Source organism: Shinella sp. (genome assembly GCF_052438155.1).
In the GTDB taxonomy this organism is placed as follows: Bacteria; Pseudomonadota; Alphaproteobacteria; order Rhizobiales; family Rhizobiaceae; genus Shinella.
This window is the reverse complement of record NZ_JBQVPI010000038.1, coordinates 1-21,333: the sequence shown is the minus strand read 5'-3', so window position 1 is coordinate 21,333 and position 21,333 is coordinate 1. Positions and strand designations below refer to the sequence as shown.

Here is a 21,333-nt window from a genome sequence, read left to right as displayed (position 1 = left end):
TCTCCCCCCTCAATCAAGGTGCGTGGAATTCGCGTTCCTTTTATTCCCGAGCTTTGCAATCGTTCCGCCGCTGAGCCACGCGTAAAGCATCAGGCCGAATTCATAGGGCCTGCATTCACGGTCGATGCGATGGGGCGGGAACAGCACGTCGATGGCGGGCAGCCGGAAACCGGACCACAGCGCGGTTCCCGCTGCCGCCGCCTTGCGAACGAACTTGTTCGGCTCGCGCCGGGCGACCTTTCGCCAGACGACGCCTTTGTCGGGCACGATCAACGCGTCCGGTACTTCCGGATGGTCGTCGAGCCAGCGAAGCCCGTTGGTGATGGAACTGAAAAAGTCTCGCCCGCCCGCTTCCCGCAGTTCCAGAAGCGCCATGGGCGCCATGGCATGCTGGTGGACGCTGTAGACAGGATAACCTTCGGCAACCGTCCCGTGGCGCACGTCGTAGTGCCACCACCATTGGCCGCCATTGCCCTGCAGCGCGCAGATGCGTTCGGCACAGACTTCGGCGGCCGTCAGCGCCTCGATATCGCCGAGGCAGGCATGAAGGCGGGAGAGGGCCTGGATCGGATAGACCTGGTCGGCAAAGCAGCCGATGTGAGCGCGTAGCCGACCACTTGCGGAAGCGGGTATGATATGCCCGAACAGCGGTGAACCGGAGCGTGCGGAGAAGAGGCCGGCCCTTGCGGCCTCAATGAGGCCGGAGGTGTCGGCAAGTCCTCGCGCCGCCAATGCGGCGCTCAGGCACCAGGCGCATTCCACCGTGGAGATCGGCGCGCCCGATGCCAGGTGCCGGGAGAGCGCCGTGTAGAGCGGGGCGGCAAAGACGCCCGTCACTTCAGCGATCGCCCAGGCCGTCAAGGCGATTGCGCCGATGTCGGGGGACTGTTCGGCGCGCATGGCCGTCTGCTGCAGGAGTTCGGCAATCGTGCCGCCTTCCAGAGCATGCATCTGTACCGCCGTGTCGGTATGGGCCAGACCGAGGGCGGTCATGGCGGTATAGCGAAGGCTGATGCCCTCGAGCCGTTCCGTCCAGCCGTCTTTCGTCTCCACCGCGCGCAGCGTATGCGCAAAGAAGGCGCCGTCATACATCCGTGGGAGGCCGCGCCCGGCAACCAGAAGCAACCTGTCGACCAGGGAGCGCGATGGCGGGGAAACGGCCGCGAGCAGGGCCAGCCGGTCCTGTGAGGGCACAGCCGACCGGGAGGAGCCGGTGCCTTGGAAGGCTGCCCGGATCTGCAGATGCGATTTGGCGATTTCGATCGACATGGAGGCTTCCACCACCGGTGAAGGGACCGGCTTGCCGAGGTTCCTGATCGACGGAGGCATCGACGCCATTGAAACGCGATGCCGATCTCCGTCCGCTTGTCACCTAAGCTACGAACTCCGGGCGTTTAATCTACCGCTCTCAAAGGTTGACGAGAGATCGTTGGAAGGCAGGAAACGCGCGACGGACTATCCGAAGGGCTTAGGGCGGGGAGCCGACGGCGTAATGCAATTCGATTAGGTGCCCGGCGGGATCGCATGCGCCTTACGTCTCTCGGCAGTCTTTCGGAGCGGTGTTATTCAGACAATTCTGGGTCCGATGAAACGAGCGGGCGCAGCGCAATGGATACGTCGTCGAAAGCCATGAATGACAACACGCTGGCGAGGCTGCACGACAGGGCGCGCCTTGCGATCGTCGTGGTCACCTACAACAGCGCCGAGGTGATTGGCGGACTGCTCGATTCCCTGCCTTTGGGGCTGGCGGGACTTGCCGATACGGAGATCGTCGTCGTCGACAACAATTCCAGGGACGCCTCGGTCAACATCGCTGCGTCCCATCCCGTGGGCGTGCGCATCATCCAGACGGGCCGGAATGCGGGCTATGCGGCGGCGATCAACGCCGCCGCCGCCTCGATCGACGATGAAAGGCATCTCCTCATCCTCAATCCGGATATCCGCCTCCAGCCGGACTGCGCCCTCACCCTCGTCAGCCGGTTGCAAGATCCTGCGGTCGGGCTGGTGGTGCCGCAGTTGCTCCATGAGGACGAAAGCCTCTCGCATTCGCTGCGCAAGGAACCGTCCCTGATCACGGCCTGGTCGGATTCGCTGCTGGGAACCGGCTTCGCGGGCCGGCTGGGCGTCGGGGAGATCGTGAAGGACGAGAGACTGTACCGGGCAGGCGGCACGATCGACTGGGCAAGCGGCGCGGCCCTCGCAATATCGGCCGGCACGCGAAAGACGGTCGGGGTATGGGACGAAACGTTCTTCCTCTACAGCGAGGAGGTCGATTACATGGAGAGGGTTCGCCGCTGCGGCCTGAAGGTCGTTTACGAACCCGCCGCCCGCGCCGTTCACATCGGCGGCGAATATCATGCCAATACCGGTCTTTCCGCGCTGATGACGTCAAATCGCATCCACTATTACGGAAGGCACCACGGCGCGGCGGCGACGTTCCTGTTTCGCCTCGGCATCATCACCGGGGAGGTGATGCGCTTCGGGCTGGGACCGGGCCATCGTGCCGCATTGTCCGCAGCACTTCGTCCCTACATCGAATATCGGGCGGCTCTTCAGCGCTGACCTGCCAGCTCCGCATAGATCGTGTCCACTCTATCGAGTTTCGAGGACCAGAGGGCGGTTTTGCCGACATGGTCATAGGCGGCCCGCCCCATGCGGTTGCGCAAGTCCGCATCCGTCGCAAGCGTTGCGATGGCCGTAGCGAGATCACGCGCCAGCTTTTCAGGTGTCGACACGCAGAGCTTCATTGCACACAGATCGGACGTGGCGCTGCCCGGCCCGCCGCGATCGACGACGATCAGGGGGAGCGAATACCCCATCGCCTCCAGCGCCACATTGCCGCCGGGCTCCCGATAGCTTGGAAACGTGAAGATATCGGCCGCGCGATAGAACGCGCCGACCTTCTCTTTCGATTGCCACCCATGCAAGTGGACGCGTGCTCCCAGGCCGAGAGAGGTGACCAGCGCTTCGCATGGCGCACGCTCCGGGCCTTCGCCGACGACGTCGAGCTCGACCGGCAGGTCGCGGATGAGCGACAGGGCACCGATCAGGTCGCGCACGCCCTTGGTCCGCACGAGGCGTCCGACGAACAGCAGCCTGACTGGCCCCTGCCGACCGGACCTGTCGATCCTTTCCGGAAGGCTGTCGAGACCGGTCTCACTCATCACCTGGAAGTTCTTCAAGGGAACGCCGGCGAGGATTTCCTTCACATAGTCGGCGATGCCAAGCACGCAATCCGCATTTCTGAAGGATGCCCGCAGCCACGGGTCCCAGTTCAGGCGGTGGCGATCCAGCGCCCGCAATCGGGTGAACCACGGGCTCGACGTGTCGTCCGTCGTGAAACCTTCAGGGGATGGAAGGCTTCCGCCCACGGGGCCGATCAACAAAGGCAGAGCGAAGCCGGTCGCAGGGGAGGGATATCGCATTGCGACTGGCACGGGCTGGTGCACCAGGTCGAACCGCTCGCCGCGCGCCAGCGCCTGTCCGATCCATCGGTGCGCACGCAGGTAAAACGGCAGATATGCAGGCTTCATGAGGCTGTTGAGGCGCTCGGCCCGGCCGAGCAGGGGTGGCTCGCGCCATTCGATCACCCGCATGGCTGGAAGCTGCTCGGCCGCGGGGCGGGCTCCGCGCTTGTGATAGGTCAGCAAGGTGACGTCGTGCCGCTCGGCGAGCCGGCGCGCCCATTGGAACGCCACCCATGCCTCGCCGACATCCTCGCCGTTGCAGGTCGGTGCGATCAACAAGACCTTGGCCAAATCCAAACGCTCCACAAACCTGTCGCGGTCCACTTGCCCGCCATGGGGATTATCCGGCGCCTGGACATCGCGGCAATGTCGCCTTTGGGTGGTGAACGGCGGTGGGTGTGCGGCGGATACGGGACGCTGCCTGCCTGCGAACATACCGGACCTATACCAAAGGATGGCGGCATACCCCGTTTTACCGGTCTTTCCTCCTTCGGGACGATCTGCGTAGATGAGAGGCAACAGGTGGCACGCCTCGCGGAGGCTTCTATGAACCCCGACATTTCGGTCATCCTACCGACCTATAACAGAACCAGGCCCCTCGTCGCGGCCATGGCGAGCGTGCTCGCCCAGTCCTACGGGGACCTGGAACTCATCGTCGTCGACGATGCCTCGAGCGACGATGTTGCGACCGTGGTCAACGGCTTTTCCGATGCGCGGGTGCGATACATAAGGCGCGAAAAGAACGGCGGCGCTGGCGCCGCTCGCAATACGGGGCTTGCTGCCGCCCGGGGGCGGCTTATCGCTTTCCAGGACAGCGATGACCTCTGGCTGCCCGGAAAGCTCGAAAGGCAGGTCGCGTTCTTCGACGCGCTTGCCGACAGCGTGCGCGTCGTCATCGGCGGCAAGATCGTCTATGGCCGTGATCCAGAATTCCGTTACGGGGCCGGCAAGGTCGCGCATGCGCCTCCCCCCGACGGCAGGCTGCGGCTCGACGAGGACCAGCTCGGCCACCTCCTGAGCGAAAACCGGATAAGCGTACAGAATGCCCTGTTCCGGCGCGATTGCATGCCGGATCTCCACTGGTTCGACGAATGCCTGAGGGCGAACGAGGACTGGGAATTCGCGGTTCGGCTGGTCCAGCACACGACGGTTTTCGAAGATATCGAGCCGGTCGTCCTGGGATTCATCTCGGCCGACAGCATATCGACCAATCGACGGCGGCAATTGATGGGCGAATTCAGAATATTGCGCAAGAACCGCCGGGTCCTCGCCTTGCGGCGGCTGGATCGTTCCCGACTGCGCATCGGGATTGCGATCGGCCTCTATAATTCCGGCAAGAAACGTTCAGCAATGCGCTTCCTGCTCGCCGGCTTGAGGGACCGCCCGGCCAATGTTGCCTCGGTCGTTCGCTCGCTCGTGCGGCGGCTCGGCCGTGTGCTCGTCAACACGAGTCTCGCTTCGCCGCAACCGCATTCCGAATGATGAAATGAGATATATCCGGGCACTGACGGTCTTTGGCCTCGTCCTGCTCTGCCTGACGGCAACAGCGAGCGCGCCGTCGCGCACAGACGACTGGGCCCTGGAAAGAACCGGATTGTCCGATCCGTCAAAGCTCGCCAAGTTCCACGGCACCTACTATGCGACGACCGATAATGCGACGGTCCACGACTTGGAGATCCACGGCAACGTCGTCATCGAAGCCAGCAACGTGACGATGAGGAACGTCAGGCTGATCTCCGAAGCCCCTTGGCATGCGCTGCGCGTGATGGAAGGCGCGACGGGCTTCAAGCTGGAGGACAGCGAAATCGACGGCGCCGGCATGGCGGTTAACGGTGTCTACGGTTTCGGGACGTTTCTGCGAAACGACATCCACGGCGTCGACAATGGCATCAACGTCATCGCGCCGTCGACGATCCGCGACAACTACATCCACGATTTCCGCACCAGCGCCGATGGTCACTATGACGGTATCGAGATCAATGGCGGCCATGACATCCAGATCGTTCACAACCTCATCGTGAACGAACACGACCAGACCTCGGCGGTGATGATGAACAACGAGTTCAGCGGGTTGTCGAACATCTCTATCGAGAACAACCGTCTCGTCGGCGGCGGCTACACGATTTATCTCGATGGCCGCAAGGGCGGTGGCGCCGTCGACGACGCCTCGATCCGCATCATCGGCAACCAGATCGGTGGCGGGCGGTGGGGCGATTTTGCTTTCTATGACAGCCGGCCGGTGGTGGAGGGCAACAGCGCGCGGAAATGACGTGCACCTAATCCGTTGGGTGTATCCGGACGGCGCCGACTGATCCGATTGATAAGTTATCTATCGCCACGCGCGGGGATAGGGTGTCGTGAACGTCGCGTGATCCCGTACCATGAGGCAGCTGCCGGCAATGCGCGCTATCCTTTCCAACGACGGTGAGCCTCAGGCGCCGGTGAAAGCGCGAGCTCCCCGCCCGAGCCGACCGGCCGGACGGAGTGCTGGTGCGCGGATCCGGACGTCAGGCGCGATCGCCGAGGACCATCCGGCGCGTGGGACGCGATCCCTGTCGGTCACGCTGTTCCTCGTGTCGCTTTTCCTGCCCCTCGTCTTCAATGTCGGCAATCTGGCGCTGAGCCCCTTTCGCCTGGTGCTGCTCGCGACGATCCTGCCGTGCCTGTACAAATGGGCATCGGGCGGGGCGGGTCGGCTGCGGTTTGCCGACTTCACGCTTCTTTTGTACTGCTTCTGGTGCTTCATAAGCCTGTGCGCCGTGCATGGCCTTAGCCAGGGGCTGCAGTCGGGTGGCATCCAGTTCATCGAGACGATGGGGCCTTACCTTCTCGCGCGGTGCTACATTCGGTCCGCCGATGATTACTATCGCGTGACGCTCCTGCTGTTTCGCGTCATTCTGTTTCTGATGCCATTTGCGTTCTTCGAAGCGCTGACCGGCAAGAACATCCTGCTCGATCTGACACGCATCGTGTTCACGACGCACCCGAACCTGCATGACACACGATGGGGCTTGCGCCGCGTGCAAAGCGTCGTGGAGCATCCCATCCTTTTCGGTGTGATTTGCGGTGCCATGCTCGGGCCGGTTTACTGCGTCCTCGGTTATGCGAAGACGGCCTCGGAACGCTATGCGAAGGCGGCGGTGATCGCGACGACGACATTCCTGTCGATGTCGTCAGGTCCGCAGAGCGGGCTTTTTGCCCAGATCATCGTGATTGCGTGGGACAGGGTGCTGGTGCGCATCAACGCGCGGTGGAAGCTGTTTTGGGCAAGCCTCTGCACGGGCTATGTATTCGTCGCGACGATGTCCAATCAGAGCGTCTTCGAGTTCTTCATCACCCATTTTTCGTTCAGTCCCGAAAATGCCTATTACCGCGTGCTGATATGGAATTTCGGGACCGGCTCCGTGATGAACCATCCCCTTTTCGGAACGACCATGATCGGGTGGGACAGGCCGGATTGGATGCCTCCCAGCATCGACATGTTCTGGCTGTATCAAGCGATAATCTACGGCATTCCGGCGGCCGCGGCGATGCTCGTCACGTTCCTGGCAGTCTTTGCGGCGGTCGCGACAAGGAAGATCGATGATGCGAAACTGGCCTCTTATCGACTGGGCTTCCTCGCTTCCCTAACCGGCTTCTTTCTCGTCGGCTGGACGGTCCATTTCTGGAACGCTACCTATGTGCTGTTCATTTTCTCCCTCGGCGCGGGGGTATGGCTGCTGGACGCGAAGGGCGAAGAAAAACCGGACGAACCGATGAAGCGGCGCCCGGCCCGCAGCATCAGGATGCGGGCCTCATCCGCCGGTTTCGAGGACGGGCGGCCATCGGCCCGATCTGGCGGCCGAGAGTAAGCTCAGGGCCTCACGCCTCTTTCTCCGCTTTGCCAGAGGATTGTGGTTGTCGATCTCCACCGCCAGGGCGCGCAGACCGGACATAACCGCCTCTCCGACATGTTTTTCCAAACGCGTGGCGACGACCTCGCGGTAGATCTCGAGTTGAAGCGCCAGTGCCCTTTCAAGGCTGAAGCGTTCGACGACAACCTCGCGACCATATTCGGCAAGGCGCAGCCGAAGATCGGCGTCCAGCACCAACCGCTCGATCTGGGCCGCAAGCCGGTCGGCGCCGGGCGCGTCGTCCGCGAGCCCGTAGAAACCCTGGTTGAGGAACACGGTCAGTGTCGGGGGCTCGAAGACTTCCGAAAATGCCTTTTCCCCCTGCACGATCAATGGCCGACCGATGGCAAGCGTGCGCAAGGCGGAACTGCCCATCGCCACGACCAGGTCGGCCGCGGCATAGGCACCTCTCGGATCGAGCAGCTGGCCGCAGAGAATGATCGCGCGCCGTCCGAGACGGTGATTGACGGTCTTGGCCCGCTCCTCCAGCGCCGCGCGGGCGGGACCGTCACCGACCAGCGCCAGAACCACCCGGTGCCGCCCGCCGATCATGTCCACCGCATCGATGGCCCGGACAAGCGAATCCAGCTTCAGGTCGAGGGCGTGGCGAGATACGCTGACGATCAGGAAATCCTCATCCGCAATCCCATGCGCGGTTCGAAACGGCTGCCCGTCCAGCGACGGGTTGTCGCGATCGACGTCGATCGGCGGCTCGATCACCCAGACGGGGCCGGCCTGCCGCGCGCGCGCCTGTCGGCCGAGGTCCTCGGTGCCCATGATCAGCGGCACGGAGGGCGGCACCTGTGCGCTGACGGACATGCTCAGCACAGTACAGAGGACTGGGACGCCGAAAATCAGGAACGCACCGTAATAGGCGTCGAGACAGGGGGGCCATTCATAGGTGTGGATCAGGTCGATCCGCTCCCGTCGCGCGATCCGCGCGAGTTCGATGATGCGCGAGGGCGCGGGCCGGTACTTCGTTGCACTTGCCGGCAGGAAGCGCAGGCCCCGCTCGGCGATATAGCCGGTCAGAGGCCCCGGAACGCCATAGACGACCACCTCATGGCCCGCGGCCTGCGCGCCGGCGGCCAGATCGATCGCGTTGATCTGGCTTCCGCCGACGGCGAGATCGTGGGGATAGACGAGGATGCGCAATTTCCGCTTTCCCGGTTTGATGCCGCATGTTTCCAGCGCTCAAACTGCGGGGAAGGATAACACCGTGCAATCGCACCTTTCGGCGGGGTGGGCAAAACGGCGGGCGTGATCCCTACGCTGCGGGCATCATGAAGGCTCAATCGGCGGTCTCGGCGTACACCCTAAGGTGTAGCGCGTAAATCCTATTGTTCCCTTTACTCAAACGGCAAAAGGAAATGTCCTCTAAGTAGTTTGGAGCATGCCCCGACGCCTGTTTTTGAACAGGAATCCGCTACGGAGTATTCGAATGATTTCACTCGACGTTGTCAGGGAAGAAGGGGTGGTGATCCACCATCCCGATCTGGTCAACCTCTATGGCTGCACCATCGGAGCCGGTTCCCGGATCGGCACATTCGTGGAGATCCAGAGGAACGCGCATATTGGCCGGAACTGCAAGATCTCCAGCCATAGTTTCATTTGCGAAGGCGTGACGATAGAGGACGGCGTCTTCGTCGGGCATGGGGTCATGTTCACGAACGACATGTATCCCCGCGCCGTCAATGCCGACGGCAGCCTCCAGTGCGATAGCGACTGGTCGTTGCTGCCGACCCGCGTGCGGCGCCGGGTCTCGATCGGCAGCAATGCCACGATCCTTCCGGGCGTGACCATCGGGGAGGGCGCGCAGATCGGCGCCGGCGCTGTCGTGGTCAAGGATGTTCCCGACTTCGCCATCGTGGCCGGCGTCCCGGCCCGGATCATCGGTCGGGTCAAGGACGCCCGTTCGAACGGCGCAATCATGGAGGCTGTATCGTGATCGGGGTAGGGGTTGTCGGATATGGCTACTGGGGACCGAACCTGGTGCGGAACCTGGCGGATATCACAGATGCGAGGCTTGTTTCGGTCTGCGATCTGATGACCGAACGGCTCGCGCCGGTGAAGGCCCGTTATCCGACCGTCGATATCACCGCCGATTTCGACGAGATGCTGCACGACCCGCGGATCGACGCGATCGCGATCGCAACGCCGGTCTCCACGCATTTCCGGCTCGCCATGATGGCCCTGATGGCCGGCAAGCACGTCTTCGTGGAAAAGCCGATGGCCGCGACCACGGAGGAGGCCCGGCGCATGGTGGAGGAGGCGGCCCGGCGTGGCCTGGTACTCGCCGTCGACCACACCTTCGTCCATACCGGGGCGGTGCGGAAGATGCGGGAGATCGCGGAACGGGATCTCGGCGAAATCTACTATTACGACTCCGTGCGCGTGAACCTCGGCCTCTTCCAGCACGATGTCAGCGTCGTCTGGGATCTTGCCGTACATGACCTCTCGATCATGGATTACGTGCTTGACGAAAAACCGGTGGCCGTGTCGGCAACCGGCATGAGCCATGTGCCGGGCGAGCCCGAAAACATCGCCTACCTGACGATGTTTTACGAGAGCAAGCTGATCGCGCATGTCCATGTGAACTGGCTGGCGCCGGTGAAGGTGCGACGGACCCTGATCGGCGGCAGCAACAAGATGATCGTCTACGACGACCTCGAACCCAGCGAAAAGGTGAAGGTCTACGACAAGGGGATAACGCTGAACGGCAATCCGCAAAAGAACGGCGAAAAGGTCTACCAGATGCTGGTCGGCTACCGCACTGGCGACATGCATGCCCCCCAGCTGGACATATCCGAGGCGCTCGGCCGCGAACTCAGGGAATTCCTCCACTGTGTCGAAGCGGGTGCGAGGCCCATCGCCGACGGCAATGCGGGCCTGCGCGTGGTGAGGATCCTCGAAGCCGCCACCCAGTCGCTCGCCCAGCGTGGCCGCGTCATAGAGTTGGAGAAGGCGAGGCTGATCGCATGATCCCGCTCCTCGACCTGAAAGCCCAGTATGCATCCCTGAAGCCCGAGATCGATGCCGCGGTGCTCAAGGTGCTGGCATCCGCCCAATATGTGCTCGGCGACGAAGTGGAGCAGTTCGAACGCGAATTCGCGGAATATTGCGGCGTCCGGCATGCGATCGCCGTCAATTCGGGAACGAGCGCCCTTCATCTGACCCTGCTCTCCCTCGGATGCGGCCCCGGGGACGAGGTCGTCACCGTGCCGTTCACCTTCGTCGCGACCGTATCGGCGATCTGCTACACCGGCGCGCGACCGGTCTTCGTCGATGTCGAGCCTTCAACATTGACGATGGATCCCGAAAGGCTGGAGGCCGCCATCACGCCGCGCACGAAGGCGATAGTGCCCGTGCACATCTATGGCCAGATGGCGAACATGGATGCCATCCAGGCGGTTGCCGCACGCCATGGCCTGCCCATCGTGGAAGATGCCTGTCAGGCGCACGGCGCCGAATTCAGGGGCCGCAGGGCCGGCAGTTTTGGCGTGGCGGGATGCTTCAGCTTCTATCCGGGCAAAAATCTCGGTGCCTGCGGCGAGGGCGGCATCGCCGTCACCGATGACGACCGGCACGCGAAAACCTTTCGCATGCTGCGCGACTGGGGACAGGAACAGCGCTATCACCATGTCCTGAAGGGTTACAATTACCGTATGGACGGCATTCAGGGCGCAATCCTGCGCGTCAAGTTGCGCCATCTGGAAGACTGGACCGAAGCGCGCCGCGCCCATGCGGCGCGTTACACGTCACTACTCGGCGGCATGCGTCATATCCGGCTGCCCTATGCCGATGCGCAGCGCCGCCACGTCTATCATATCTATGCGATCCGCACCGGGGACCGCGACGGCTTGCAGCGGGCCTTGCTCGCCGAAGGGGTCCAGACCGGCCTGCACTATCCCATCCCCGTCCACCTCCAGCCGGCGCATGCCGATCTCGGCTACGCGCCGGGCGATTTTCCCGTGTCCGAGACGGCCGCGCGGGAGGTGCTGTCCCTGCCGATTTACCCGGAAATGACCGCCCATCAAGTGGAGCAGGTCGTCCGGGCCGTGGAGAAAGACGCCTATGTCGCTTGAGGCTCGCCATACCCAGAGGATCGTCAAGGCGGTGCACGGCCTGCGCGGCAAGCCCGTCGATCCCGCCTACCAGCAAGGCCTCGCCGAAGACCTGAAAAACACATACGGGCAGGCGGGCCTGATTGAGCTCTACGGGCGGTTTTCCAACGGCGACGGTTTCGTGGATACCCTGATGCGTCGGGCGATTTTACAGGCCCTGTCGCGTCGGTGTGGGTCCGGGCTGCAGGTGGGTGCGAACGCGGTCTTCAAGCATCCGGAAACATTCGAGATCGGCGACGGCGTCTTCATCGGGGCGCAGGCGAACATCCAGGGCCGCTACGACGGAACCTGCCGGATCGGCAACAATGTCTGGATCGGCCCGCAGGCCTTCATCGATGCTCGCGACGTGGTCATCGGCGATGACGTCGGCTGGGGTCCAGGCGCAAAAATACTCGGATCGACCCATAGCGGCATGCCGGTCGATGTGCCGATCATCCGGACGGATCTGGAGATCAGGCCGGTCCGGATCGAGGCGGAGGCCGACATCGGCACGAACGCCACCATCCTGCCGGGCGTGACCGTCGGCAGAGGCGCCATCGTCGGCGCCGGCGCGGTCGTGGTCTCGGATGTCGAGCCCTATTCGATCGTCGCAGGCGTGCCGGCACAGTTCCTGCGATGGCGGGAGGATCCACCGGTTCGGGCAAAAAACGTCGAGGTGTGACATGAAGGACAAGAGGATACTGATCACCGGCGGCGCCGGTCTCATCGGCTCGCATATCGCTGACCAGCTTGCCGCGGAACGGCCGCGCGAGATCGTAATCATCGACAATTTCGTGCGTGGGCGACGCGAAAACCTCATGCAGGCCGCAAGCTCCGTGCCGATCACGATCATCGAAGGTGATATCCGCGACCGTGCCTTGCTGGAGAGGACATTCAAGGGGATCGACATCGTCTTTCATCAGGCGGCGATCCGCATCACCCAGTGCGCCGAGGAACCGCGGCTCGCCTTCGACGTTCTCGCGGGCGGGACGTTCGACGTCCTTGAAGCGGCGGTGAAGTTCGGCGTTGCGAAGGTCGTGGCCGCGTCCTCCGCCTCGGTGCTGGGACAGGCGGGGAGCTTTCCCACGACGGAAGACCACCATCCCTACAACAACCGCACCATCTACGGCGCCGCCAAGGCCTTCAACGAAGGGCTGCTTCGCAGCTTCGCGGACATGTACGACCTGAACTACGTCGCGCTGCGTTACTTCAACGTCTACGGTCCGCGCATGGATGTGCACGGCGTTTACACCGAGGTGCTCATCCGGTGGATGGAGCGCATCGAGTCCGGCCTCCCGCCGATCATCCTCGGCGACGGGTTGCAGACGATGGATTTTGTTCACGTCCACGATATCGCCCGCGCCAACATCCTGGCCGCCAAGTCTTCCGTGACGGACGAAGTCTTCAATGTCGCCAGCGGCACGGAAACCAGCCTGAACGAACTGGCGGAAATGCTCCTGGCGGTCATGGGATCGACACTGAAGCCGGAATATGCGCCGGCCCGCAAGGTCAACGCCGTTGCCCGCCGTCTCGCATCGACCGACAAGGCGCGCGATCTCATCGGCTTTTCGGCCGAGGTGGATATGGAGGCAGGTCTTCGCGATCTCGTTTCCTGGTGGCGCCAGGAGAGAGTACAGGGAGGGCAGGCGGCATGAGCGGCTCCCTCTCCCAGATTCCCGTCGCCAAACCCGAACTCGACGAAGAGGAGGCGGACGCCGTCCGGCGGGTCATTCTGTCGGGCTGGATAACGCAAGGCCCGGAAGTGGCGGCTTTCGAAAGCGAGTTCGCCGCCTATGTCGGCGCCCCCTTTGCCACTGCGGTTTCCAACTGCACGACGGCGCTCCATCTCGCGCTCAAGGTGGTCGGCGTCGGGCGCGGCGACGAAGTGATTACCGTCAGCCATTCCTTCATCGCCACGGCCAACGCCATTCGCTATTGCGATGCGACGCCCGTCTTCGTCGACATCGAAGCGGATGGCTTCAACATCGATCCCTCCCGCATCGAGGCGGCGGTGACGCCGCGCACGAAAGCCGTGCTGGTCGTGCATCAACTGGGCATGCCATGCGATCTCGCGGCGGTGATGGCGATTGCGGGCCTGCGGTCGATCCCCGTCATCGAGGATGCGGCCTGTGCATCGGGAAGCGAGATTTTGCGGCAGGGTCGCTGGGAAAGGATCGGGCGCCCCTTTGGCGACATTGCCTGTTTCTCCTTCCATCCCCGCAAGGTCATCACCACGGGCGACGGCGGCATGCTGACTACCGCCAATGCGGAATACGACCGCAAATTCAGGCTCTGGCGCCAGCACAGCATGAGTGTTGCGGATACCGTGCGCCACGGATCGAAGTCCGTCATCTACGAGACCTATCCCGAACTCGGATACAATTACCGGATGACCGATCTGCAAGCAGCACTCGGCCGGGTGCAATTGCGTCGGCTGCCGGGCCTCGTCGCGCGCCGGCGAAAACTCGCCGATCTCTACGGCGGGTTGATCGCGAGGAGCGCGCCAGCATTCGCGGCACCGCGGGAGCCCGCATGGGCGCGTACGAATTGGCAGAGCTACTGCGTGCGCATCCCTGACGGAGGCGATCAGCGCGCGATCATGCAGGCGTTGCTCGACGACGGCATCTCGACGCGGCGCGGCGTCATGAACATTACGGCCGAACAAAGTTATGCCGGACGGGACACGCACCGCGTGGTCGGCGGCCTGGAGCGCAGCGCGGCCGCCCAGGAAAATTCCATCATCCTGCCGCTCTTCGCGCAGCTTTCCGAAGAGGACGTGCATCGTGTCATCGATGCGCTGGCGAGGGTTTCCACGCGCGCGGAACGCGCTCTGGAAACCGCCCTGTAAGCCTTTTTTGCCGGTAAACAGCCTGTGTCGTCACGCGAACCGGGCGATCAAGACTTTCAGCGGCGAGGGCAATGACGAATGCGGAACCAACCGCACCAGCTTGCGTAGGGAATACAGGCCGGTCAGCAGAAGCACCGCTGAGCCCGTGGCCGTCGATTGCCAAAGCGACAGTGCCTGTGTCGCCAGAAAGACCAGAGCGCAAGCAAGGATGAAGACGGGGGCGATCCCCGCATTCTCCCTGGACCAGCGAAATCCGCTCATCCGCCGGACGATGAAGTAGATCAGAACGCCGTGCCAGATATAGAGGCCAAGGAAGGCCATTCCAGCACCAGCGGCACCGAAATACGGGACAAGGACGAAGGCCAGTCCGACATGGACCACCGTCGCGGCGACCTCGGTCCAGAAGAACGTCGCCTGCGCTTCCTTCGCTATCACGATATAGCCCATCGGCCAGGCGACGATGCGCAGCATCATGCCGAGGCAAATCCAGCGAAGCAGGTCCGTTGCGCCATCGAAGGCATGGGAATAGAGGATATGCAGCACGAAGGGGGCGAAGGTCAGCGTGGCGACGACGCCGGGGCCTGCAAGAAGCAGGCTCATTTGCACCTGCTCATTTACCAGGCGATTGCATTCAGCATTGTTCCCGCTCACCGCAGTCAGGCGTGGATAGAAATCGGTGCCCATGGCCTGCAGCACGATGCCGGCATAGAGGCCCCCGATGGCCCAGGCCGCCTGGTAGAAACCGGCTGACGCGATCCCCTCGGCGTGCAGGACGATGAGGCGATTTGCATAGGCCGCGCCGAATGTCAGCAGCCCGCTTGCCATGAACACCAGCCCGAGCTTGAGGAGGCGCCTGCTCTCCTGTCCGAACAGCGGCGGCGGAATCCCGATCGAAGGCAGCTGGACCCGCCTGCGAAAATGCCATGACACCAGGCCGGTCACGATTGCTACGGTAATCAGGGACGGAACGATGCCGCGCAAGCCGAAGAGATAGATCAGGGGAATGGTGATCACCGTGCCGGCGAAGGCGGCTGCGACATTGACGATCGCGAGGTCCGAAATCCGGCGCAGCCCCTGAAGCAGTGCCATTTGCCCTCCAGACACGATGCGCAGGGCAACGGCAAGCGACAGCAGTGCAACCCCGCCCGCCTGCTGATGGTTGCCGAATGTCAGACCGGAGAGCGGAACAGCCAGCAGGAGGAGAAGCAGGGCACCGACCGCTCCGAGCACAAGCGCCGTGCGCGAAAGCACCAGAGCGGTGCGCGCGATCGTCTCGTCGTCGTTCGTGCCTGCAGCTTCGGCGATCTGACGCACGCCGCTCGATTGCACGCCCATGCCCGCGAGGTTCTGGGCCATGTCGGCAAGCGCGCTGTAAAGCCCCATCAGGCCTATGCCCTCCGGCCCGAGCATCAGTGCGACCGCCTTGTTGCGGATGATCGAAAAGGCCACTCCGACCACCGACGAGGCGCCGACCAGGAGGGTGGATTTCAGGATTTGCGTATGCGTGGTCTGCTCGCTGGGAGAGGCGTCGCAGGGCGCGCTCATTGGCTGTTTCCGACGACCGCATCCGTCTGTGAATTTTGCGCAAGCGTTTCCCGCGCCGTGGTGCTCGGATTGCGGGTGACGCGAAGCACGTCACCGGGCTGTAGAACGGTATCGCTGCTAGCCGCGGTTTCCCGTGTTTTGCCATCGACCAACCTATCGATGGTGAAGGCGAGCACCGTGGGGTCGCCCGTATCCGACACTTTGTCCTGTTTTGACAGGATCCTCAGCATCTGGTTCTGGGCCGCCTCGCGTTTCAGAAGCATCTGATCCAGGTTCGCCTGTTCCGTCTGCAGTTCGAGGTTTACTTCGGTCCGTTGCCGATCGTACAGACCTTCGAGGTTGCGCGATGCTTCGGAGATGTTCTGCTTTGCCCGCATCGCATCTGCGGATACGTCGAGGCGTGCGGCCGAATAGCTTCGAAGCATCCGTTCGAGGTCGCCCTGTCTGGCGGGAAGCGCGATACCCTTGTCCACCATCGTTTTGAAAAGGTTCAACTCTTTCGCGACGGATTTGATGTCGGCCTCGGCGCTGTCGGCCTTCTTGTCGAGCGTCTCGAGTTCCACGCGAAGCAGATCACGCAACTCCGTGAAGGAATTCGCTTGTCTCTGCAGGAGATTGGACCGCGCTGTCATGACAGCCTTCTCCTGTTCGTAGACCGCCCGAGCCTCTTGGCTTTCCATTCCGACCGGCAGATCGAACTTCGGTTCCTTCGCATCCGAAAGTTCAGCGTGGAAACGCGCGATCTTGATGCGGGTGCGCATAATGGAGTTTTCCAGTCCCCGCAGATTCGCAACCAGTTCCACCCTGTCGGGCAGGGCAGGGCCGCCACTGTCCGGGTTATTCTCACCGCCTCCCACAGCCAGGGCCTGCAATGCCGTCAGCCCCGGCCGGAACTCGTAGGTGCCCGGCAGCTTCACGTCCCCTACGACGTAAATCGGCGGATATTTGACGATGGCTACCGTCGCCTCGGGTGCGCGTACAAGCCCGATCTTGTCCTTGAGCTCCTCGGCAATTCTGGCGGCGAGATCGGCTTCATCCAGGCTCCCGACCGGAATCCGGCCGATCACCGGGAGCGACAATGTCCCGTCCTGCGCCACGATGAACTCTCCGCTCAGGGCGTCCCATCTTTCGTAGAGGCCCTTCGTCGGCATCCACTGGACGATGTTCAGCCGAATGCTTGTATTCGGCCAGATCCGTGGTGCATCCGCTGACGCGGGCGACCAGCAAAGAACGGTCAACATGGTGGCGGCGAAGAGTGTCTTCAGTGGGCGCGGCCGATCCTGCAAAATCCGTAACATGACCATAGAATTCGCCTGTCGAAGATCGGTGAGCGTATGGCGCTCGCCGTGATGAATTTCATTTTGCATTCTGCGGAGTGGGAGAGCTTTTCAGTAGTCGATCAGTCGTCGGCCGGCATCATCAATTAGAAGTAAACCGCACTGCTTGCGCTAACCGATGGCAAGGGCGGCGTCCGGATATTACGCCGGATAATCCTTTTGTAGTGGGAACAGGGAACTTGTTCGATCACGAGGAAACCACAGGCGGGCAGGAGTAACCCATAGGGAGCTATCGTGAAGATGCCACACCGAAGATAGAATGGTGATGCCCTTGGATGGCAGCCGTGTTCGTGTGGGGAGCGAGGAGATCGGCATGGCGCCGGAACAGAGCAAGTGCGATCCTGCTTCGACGACGTCCTCTCGAACGGATGTGGTGCGCACGATCCTGGTGGTGGGGCCTTCCGAATGTACCTGCGAGAGGCTGGAGGCCTTTCCCGAAGAGTTTCCTCAAACCGTGGTCTTGCATGTGCCAAGCATCGAAGCCGCCTGCAAGCCGTTCGCCAATCCGGTCGGATTGATCCTCATCGATTCCGCGCTTCTTCCCGCCGCCGAGGCGGCGGCGTTCATATTGCGCCGCATGCATCCCGATGCACAGATTGCGCTCACCCACCCGACAATGTCGGGGATCGGTAAATTGACGAGAGCTGATGGCGGCCCGAGGGTCTATCGCAGCCTCCTGCCGATGGATTTCGCGATCAACATCTGGCTTGCGGTGGTGCGTCTGATGCTTTCGGGCGGCGAGTACTTTCCGCTTTTGCCACCGACCCTCACGACGGTGCGCCATCGCGGTGCAAGGGGAAAGCAGGGCTTCTACGCCGAGGCCGACAACCAAATCAAGCTTACGGCCCGTGAGATGGAGATCCTGGAGAAAGCGGCTCAGGGAATGCAGAACAAGCTGATCGCGGCGGAGTTCAATCTTTCCGAAAATACCGTGAAGGTTCATCTGCACAATATCATCAGCAAACTCGGCGTTCACAACCGCACGGAGGCGGCCGCCAAATATCATCAGCTGTTGAGTGCAACGCAGGAGAGATGACCGGGCCGTTTTACGAGCAAGGCTTCAATCTGCGCGCTTCCCGTGCGGCGCCGAGTGCTGTCACAATTTCAGACCGCGATGATGGAAAACCATGGGCGGCCGTGCCGCCCATGGTCATGATACCGTCAGATGAGCAGGAAGTCGCTCGCCGAAAGGTTGTATCCATTGTCGAAATGTGCAACCAGGATCTTCGTCGCAGCTCCGTTGCCATCGCTGTCGTAATAGAGGGCATCCGCCTTCGTATCAAAGATGAAACGGTCGTTGCTATCGAGAGCTGCCGTGCCAAGGCGGAAAGCGCTGGCTGCAAGGCTGCCCGTCGGCCCTGAACTCACATCGAAGACAAGAACGTCGGAAGACGTGAAGTCGGTGATGTGGTCTGCACCGGCAGTCTTAACCTGGCTCTGGCGGAAGACGAATTTGTCGACACCCGCTCCACCGGTCAGCGTGTCGGAACCGGACTGACCCTCCAGCGTGTCATTGCCGGCACCTCCGCTAAGCATGTCGTTGCCGCTGCCACCCTTCAGGACGTTGTTGCCGACGTTGCCGGTCAGGTTGTTGGCGGCAGAATTACCGGTGCCGTTGATGGCGGCGGTTCCGGTCAGGAGCAGTCTTTCGACATTGGTTGCCAGCGTGTGGCTGATGGAGGACCTGACGGCGTCCGTTCCGGCATTGCTGCCTTCGGTGACGACATCGCCGGCATTGTCGACGACATAGGTGTCGTTACCGGCGCCGCCGGCCATTTTGTCCGCTCCCGCGCCACCGTTCAGGAGGTTCTTGCCGGCGTTACCGGTCAGGATGTTGGCGGCAGAATTGCCGGTGCCGTTGATGGCGGCTGTTCCGGTCAGGATCAGTCTTTCGACATTGCTTGCCAGCGTGTGGCTAACGGATGCCTTGACGGTGTCCGTTCCGGCATTGCTGCCTTCGGTGACGACGTCGCCGGCATTGTCGACGACATAGGTGTCGTTACCGGCGCCGCCGGCCATCTTGTCCGCTCCCGCGCCGCCGTTCAGGACGTTGTTTACGGCGTTGCCGGTCAGGGTGTCGTTGTAGCTGGAGCCGTTCAGGTTTTCGATGCTGATGAACTTGTCACCGGCGGCATGACCACCGGAGACAACGCCGGTCTGGAGGTTGATCTTCACGGCCGTCGAACCTGCATAGGTGGCTGTGTCCGTACCAGCACCACCGTCCAGTACGTCGGCGCCAGCGCCGCCCTTCAGCAGGTCGTTGCCACCAAGGCCCTTGTAGGTCTCGTTTCCGGCATTTGTCATGCCGCTGACCGGGAGCGTGTCGTTGCCCTGCGTTCCCGTATGGACAGTTCCGGATGGATTCGTCGGTGTATCAAGATCGGTGTTGCCCGAGAGGATGGGCTTATTGTCATAGAGTGCGAAATCGCCCCAATGACCACCGCCGATCTGGTTGTTGGTAATCTTGATCGAACTGTCGATGACATCACCGCCGTTGAAACGGTCATCGAGATAAACAGTGTAACCGCCACCGACCAGACGGTTGCCGTCGATGTTGATGTTGGAAAGACCCCCGAAATCATTGTTCATCATGATTGCCGATGTCTGGCCGTGGTCATTGATGATTGTGTTGTGAATGATATCGATATCGTGACCACCGTTGATCTCGATGCCATCGTAGTGAGCGTCGCTACCACCACGCAGATTGTGGATGTAGTTGTCCTTGATCAGCGTGGGCGCGATAACATTGATGCCGTTGTCGACATCATGCAGATTGTTACGCAGGAACGTGCCGAAGCCATAGATGGCGTTGACGGTAATGCCGCTGCCGTCGATTTCGCTGTCCTGGAGGGTGAAGCCGGTCGCATCGTCCATCACGCGCAGCGCATGCCACTCGGTATTGGAGATCAGCTTGACGTTCTTCAGAGTGACGTTCTTGGCCTCGATGACGATATCGCCATGGACCTCGAGGTTGCTGATGACGGCATTGTCCTGGGTTACGTGATAGGACCCCGTGTACTTGGTCATCGTCGTGCCACTGGAAACGCCGGTGTTGCTGGCGTCCGGGTAGCCCGAAGCAGCTGCCGCGGCCTTGTTGCCGGCCGCCGCAAGTGTTGCCGGGGCATCTGCGTTTACGGCCTTGCTGGCGGCGGAATGGATGACCTCAGTCTGTTTTGTCTCGACATCTGTCGGCGAGGTCGCTGAGGCGACCTTCAGAGAGGCCGCATCGTCAACCGACGAAACTTTCAGAACATGATCGTTCTGCTTGTGGCCGCTTTCATCCGAACGATCCGTTTTCAGCCTCAGGCTGGATGTACCGCCAATCTCGTCATTGATGGAATTGCCGAAGTCACGGAAGTGGAAGCTGTCCCGTGCGCTGCTGTTCTCAATATACACGCCTGAGTCGAGGCTTGTGTCGATCTCGCTACGAGTGAGCGATGTGTCCTCCAAAAGCTTGGAGACTGATACGTCGCGAAATTCACTTCTCATGGTCTTGTCACCTTTCTCCCAACGGCCGCCTTCAGCGTGCGCGCCTAGCTGATTTGACGGGTTGAGTACTACTTTATAGGTAGGTCAGCGCTGAGGGCGGGAAGGTAGTCCGGCACGATTTGAAAGGCAATGTAGCGAAATAGTACTAGATAACACGTTAAATTTGCCTCAATGCCGCCATATTGTCTTTATTTCAGGAATGTAATTCTGAATCAGTCATCAAATTTTATTTCCATATTATTTTATGGGTATTTTCATTCAGGAGGATTGAGAGGAACTACTTCATCAACTTTTGGTTAAATTTGAATACTGAATTCATTTCCGAAATTGCGATGAGACCCAGATTGGGACGAGAAGGAAAAGGGGACGTGTCACGTTGTCGAACGTGAGCAGCGCCGCTGGCCTACCGCTTGAAAAGTGATTCTTCTTGAAGAATGGCTTATGAGCCGAAGAAGGACATTGAAATGACAGCGAAAAGACACAAAGCAGAAGAGGCCGTCACGATCGTCGGGTTCGATCAACCCGGCCGAGACGCCTAGGTGTTTGATCCCGGGCTTTGATGGCGCAATGTTGCCCATTGAATGGAGGGAAGCGCTATTTGGCAGGTTCTTCACGGCAGGGCCACGACGACAGAGGCAGGCCGTCGAGCGA

The 21,333-nt window shown here is 61.6% G+C and carries 17 protein-coding genes; 11 read left to right on the top strand and 6 right to left on the bottom strand.

The window, feature by feature from the left end; genetic code table 11:
* Nucleotides 1-9 precede the first annotated feature (9 nt).
* On the bottom strand, nt 10-1,269 hold the full coding sequence (locus ACT6VE_RS31340) for a hypothetical protein (RefSeq protein WP_444802158.1): 1,260 nt from the start codon (nt 1,267-1,269) through the stop codon (nt 10-12).
* 339 nt (nt 1,270-1,608) lie between these two features.
* Between ACT6VE_RS31340 and ACT6VE_RS31335 the strand changes: the two genes are divergently transcribed.
* Nucleotides 1,609-2,562 (top strand): glycosyltransferase, encoded by a 954-nt coding sequence (locus ACT6VE_RS31335; protein ID WP_444802157.1) that lies wholly within the window; start codon nt 1,609-1,611, stop codon nt 2,560-2,562.
* Here ACT6VE_RS31335 and ACT6VE_RS31330 read toward each other — a convergent pair.
* Nucleotides 2,553-3,758 (bottom strand): glycosyltransferase family 4 protein, encoded by a 1,206-nt coding sequence (locus ACT6VE_RS31330; RefSeq protein ID WP_444802156.1) that lies wholly within the window; start codon nt 3,756-3,758, stop codon nt 2,553-2,555. The genes ACT6VE_RS31335 and ACT6VE_RS31330 overlap by 10 nt on opposite strands.
* A 255-nt stretch (nt 3,759-4,013) precedes the next feature.
* Between ACT6VE_RS31330 and ACT6VE_RS31325 the strand changes: the two genes are divergently transcribed.
* The 3 genes from ACT6VE_RS31325 (at nt 4,014) to ACT6VE_RS31315 (ending at nt 7,318) form a co-directional block, all read left to right on the top strand.
* Nucleotides 4,014-4,949, top strand: a complete 936-nt coding sequence (locus tag ACT6VE_RS31325) for a glycosyltransferase family 2 protein (RefSeq protein WP_444802155.1) — start codon at nt 4,014-4,016, stop codon at nt 4,947-4,949.
* 4 nt (nt 4,950-4,953) lie between these two features.
* The gene (locus ACT6VE_RS31320; RefSeq protein WP_444802154.1) at nt 4,954-5,736 is read left to right on the top strand and encodes a hypothetical protein; all 783 of its coding nucleotides are present in this window, start codon (nt 4,954-4,956) and stop codon (nt 5,734-5,736) included.
* Between the two features lie 130 nt (nt 5,737-5,866).
* Nucleotides 5,867-7,318: an O-antigen ligase family protein gene (locus ACT6VE_RS31315; RefSeq protein WP_444802153.1), complete on the top strand. Its 1,452-nt coding sequence runs from the start codon at nt 5,867-5,869 to the stop codon at nt 7,316-7,318.
* On the opposite strand, the gene ACT6VE_RS31310 is transcribed toward ACT6VE_RS31315, so the two are convergent.
* A complete protein-coding gene (locus tag ACT6VE_RS31310; protein WP_444802152.1) occupies nt 7,262-8,515 on the bottom strand; it encodes a glycosyltransferase family 4 protein in 1,254 nt (417 codons plus the stop codon). The genes ACT6VE_RS31315 and ACT6VE_RS31310 overlap by 57 nt on opposite strands.
* 286 nt (nt 8,516-8,801) lie before the next feature.
* Between ACT6VE_RS31310 and ACT6VE_RS31305 the strand changes: the two genes are divergently transcribed.
* From ACT6VE_RS31305 to ACT6VE_RS31280, 6 genes are read left to right on the top strand one after another with little or no spacing between them, the layout of a single operon-like run.
* Nucleotides 8,802-9,308, top strand: a complete 507-nt coding sequence (locus ACT6VE_RS31305) for an acyltransferase (RefSeq protein WP_444802151.1) — start codon at nt 8,802-8,804, stop codon at nt 9,306-9,308.
* Nucleotides 9,305-10,342, top strand: a complete 1,038-nt coding sequence (locus tag ACT6VE_RS31300; protein ID WP_444802150.1) for a Gfo/Idh/MocA family protein — start codon at nt 9,305-9,307, stop codon at nt 10,340-10,342. Before ACT6VE_RS31305 ends, ACT6VE_RS31300 begins: the two co-directional genes overlap by 4 nt.
* Nucleotides 10,339-11,445: a DegT/DnrJ/EryC1/StrS family aminotransferase gene (locus tag ACT6VE_RS31295; protein WP_444802149.1), complete on the top strand. Its 1,107-nt coding sequence runs from the start codon at nt 10,339-10,341 to the stop codon at nt 11,443-11,445. Before ACT6VE_RS31300 ends, ACT6VE_RS31295 begins: the two co-directional genes overlap by 4 nt.
* Nucleotides 11,435-12,145: an acyltransferase gene (locus ACT6VE_RS31290; protein WP_444802148.1), complete on the top strand. Its 711-nt coding sequence runs from the start codon at nt 11,435-11,437 to the stop codon at nt 12,143-12,145. The genes ACT6VE_RS31295 and ACT6VE_RS31290 overlap by 11 nt, the downstream gene beginning before the upstream one ends.
* Before the next feature lies 1 nt (nt 12,146).
* On the top strand, nt 12,147-13,118 hold the full coding sequence (locus ACT6VE_RS31285) for an SDR family NAD(P)-dependent oxidoreductase (protein WP_444802147.1): 972 nt from the start codon (nt 12,147-12,149) through the stop codon (nt 13,116-13,118).
* Entirely contained in the window at nt 13,115-14,311 is a 1,197-nt protein-coding gene (locus ACT6VE_RS31280) for a DegT/DnrJ/EryC1/StrS family aminotransferase (protein ID WP_444802146.1), read from the top strand. Before ACT6VE_RS31285 ends, ACT6VE_RS31280 begins: the two co-directional genes overlap by 4 nt.
* Before the next feature lie 30 nt (nt 14,312-14,341).
* Here the strand turns inward: ACT6VE_RS31280 and ACT6VE_RS31275 are convergent, their stop codons facing one another.
* Entirely contained in the window at nt 14,342-15,856 is a 1,515-nt protein-coding gene (locus ACT6VE_RS31275) for an O-antigen translocase (protein WP_444802145.1), read from the bottom strand.
* Nucleotides 15,853-17,160 (bottom strand): polysaccharide biosynthesis/export family protein, encoded by a 1,308-nt coding sequence (locus ACT6VE_RS31270; protein WP_444802144.1) that lies wholly within the window; start codon nt 17,158-17,160, stop codon nt 15,853-15,855. The genes ACT6VE_RS31275 and ACT6VE_RS31270 overlap by 4 nt, the downstream gene beginning before the upstream one ends.
* A 346-nt stretch (nt 17,161-17,506) precedes the next feature.
* Between ACT6VE_RS31270 and ACT6VE_RS31265 the strand changes: the two genes are divergently transcribed.
* A complete protein-coding gene (locus tag ACT6VE_RS31265) occupies nt 17,507-18,229 on the top strand; it encodes a helix-turn-helix domain-containing protein (RefSeq protein WP_444802143.1) in 723 nt (240 codons plus the stop codon).
* Nucleotides 18,230-18,354: 125 nt separating this feature from the next.
* On the opposite strand, the gene ACT6VE_RS31260 is transcribed toward ACT6VE_RS31265, so the two are convergent.
* Entirely contained in the window at nt 18,355-20,682 is a 2,328-nt protein-coding gene (locus ACT6VE_RS31260; RefSeq protein WP_444802142.1) for a calcium-binding protein, read from the bottom strand.
* Nucleotides 20,683-21,333: the final 651 nt, after the last annotated feature.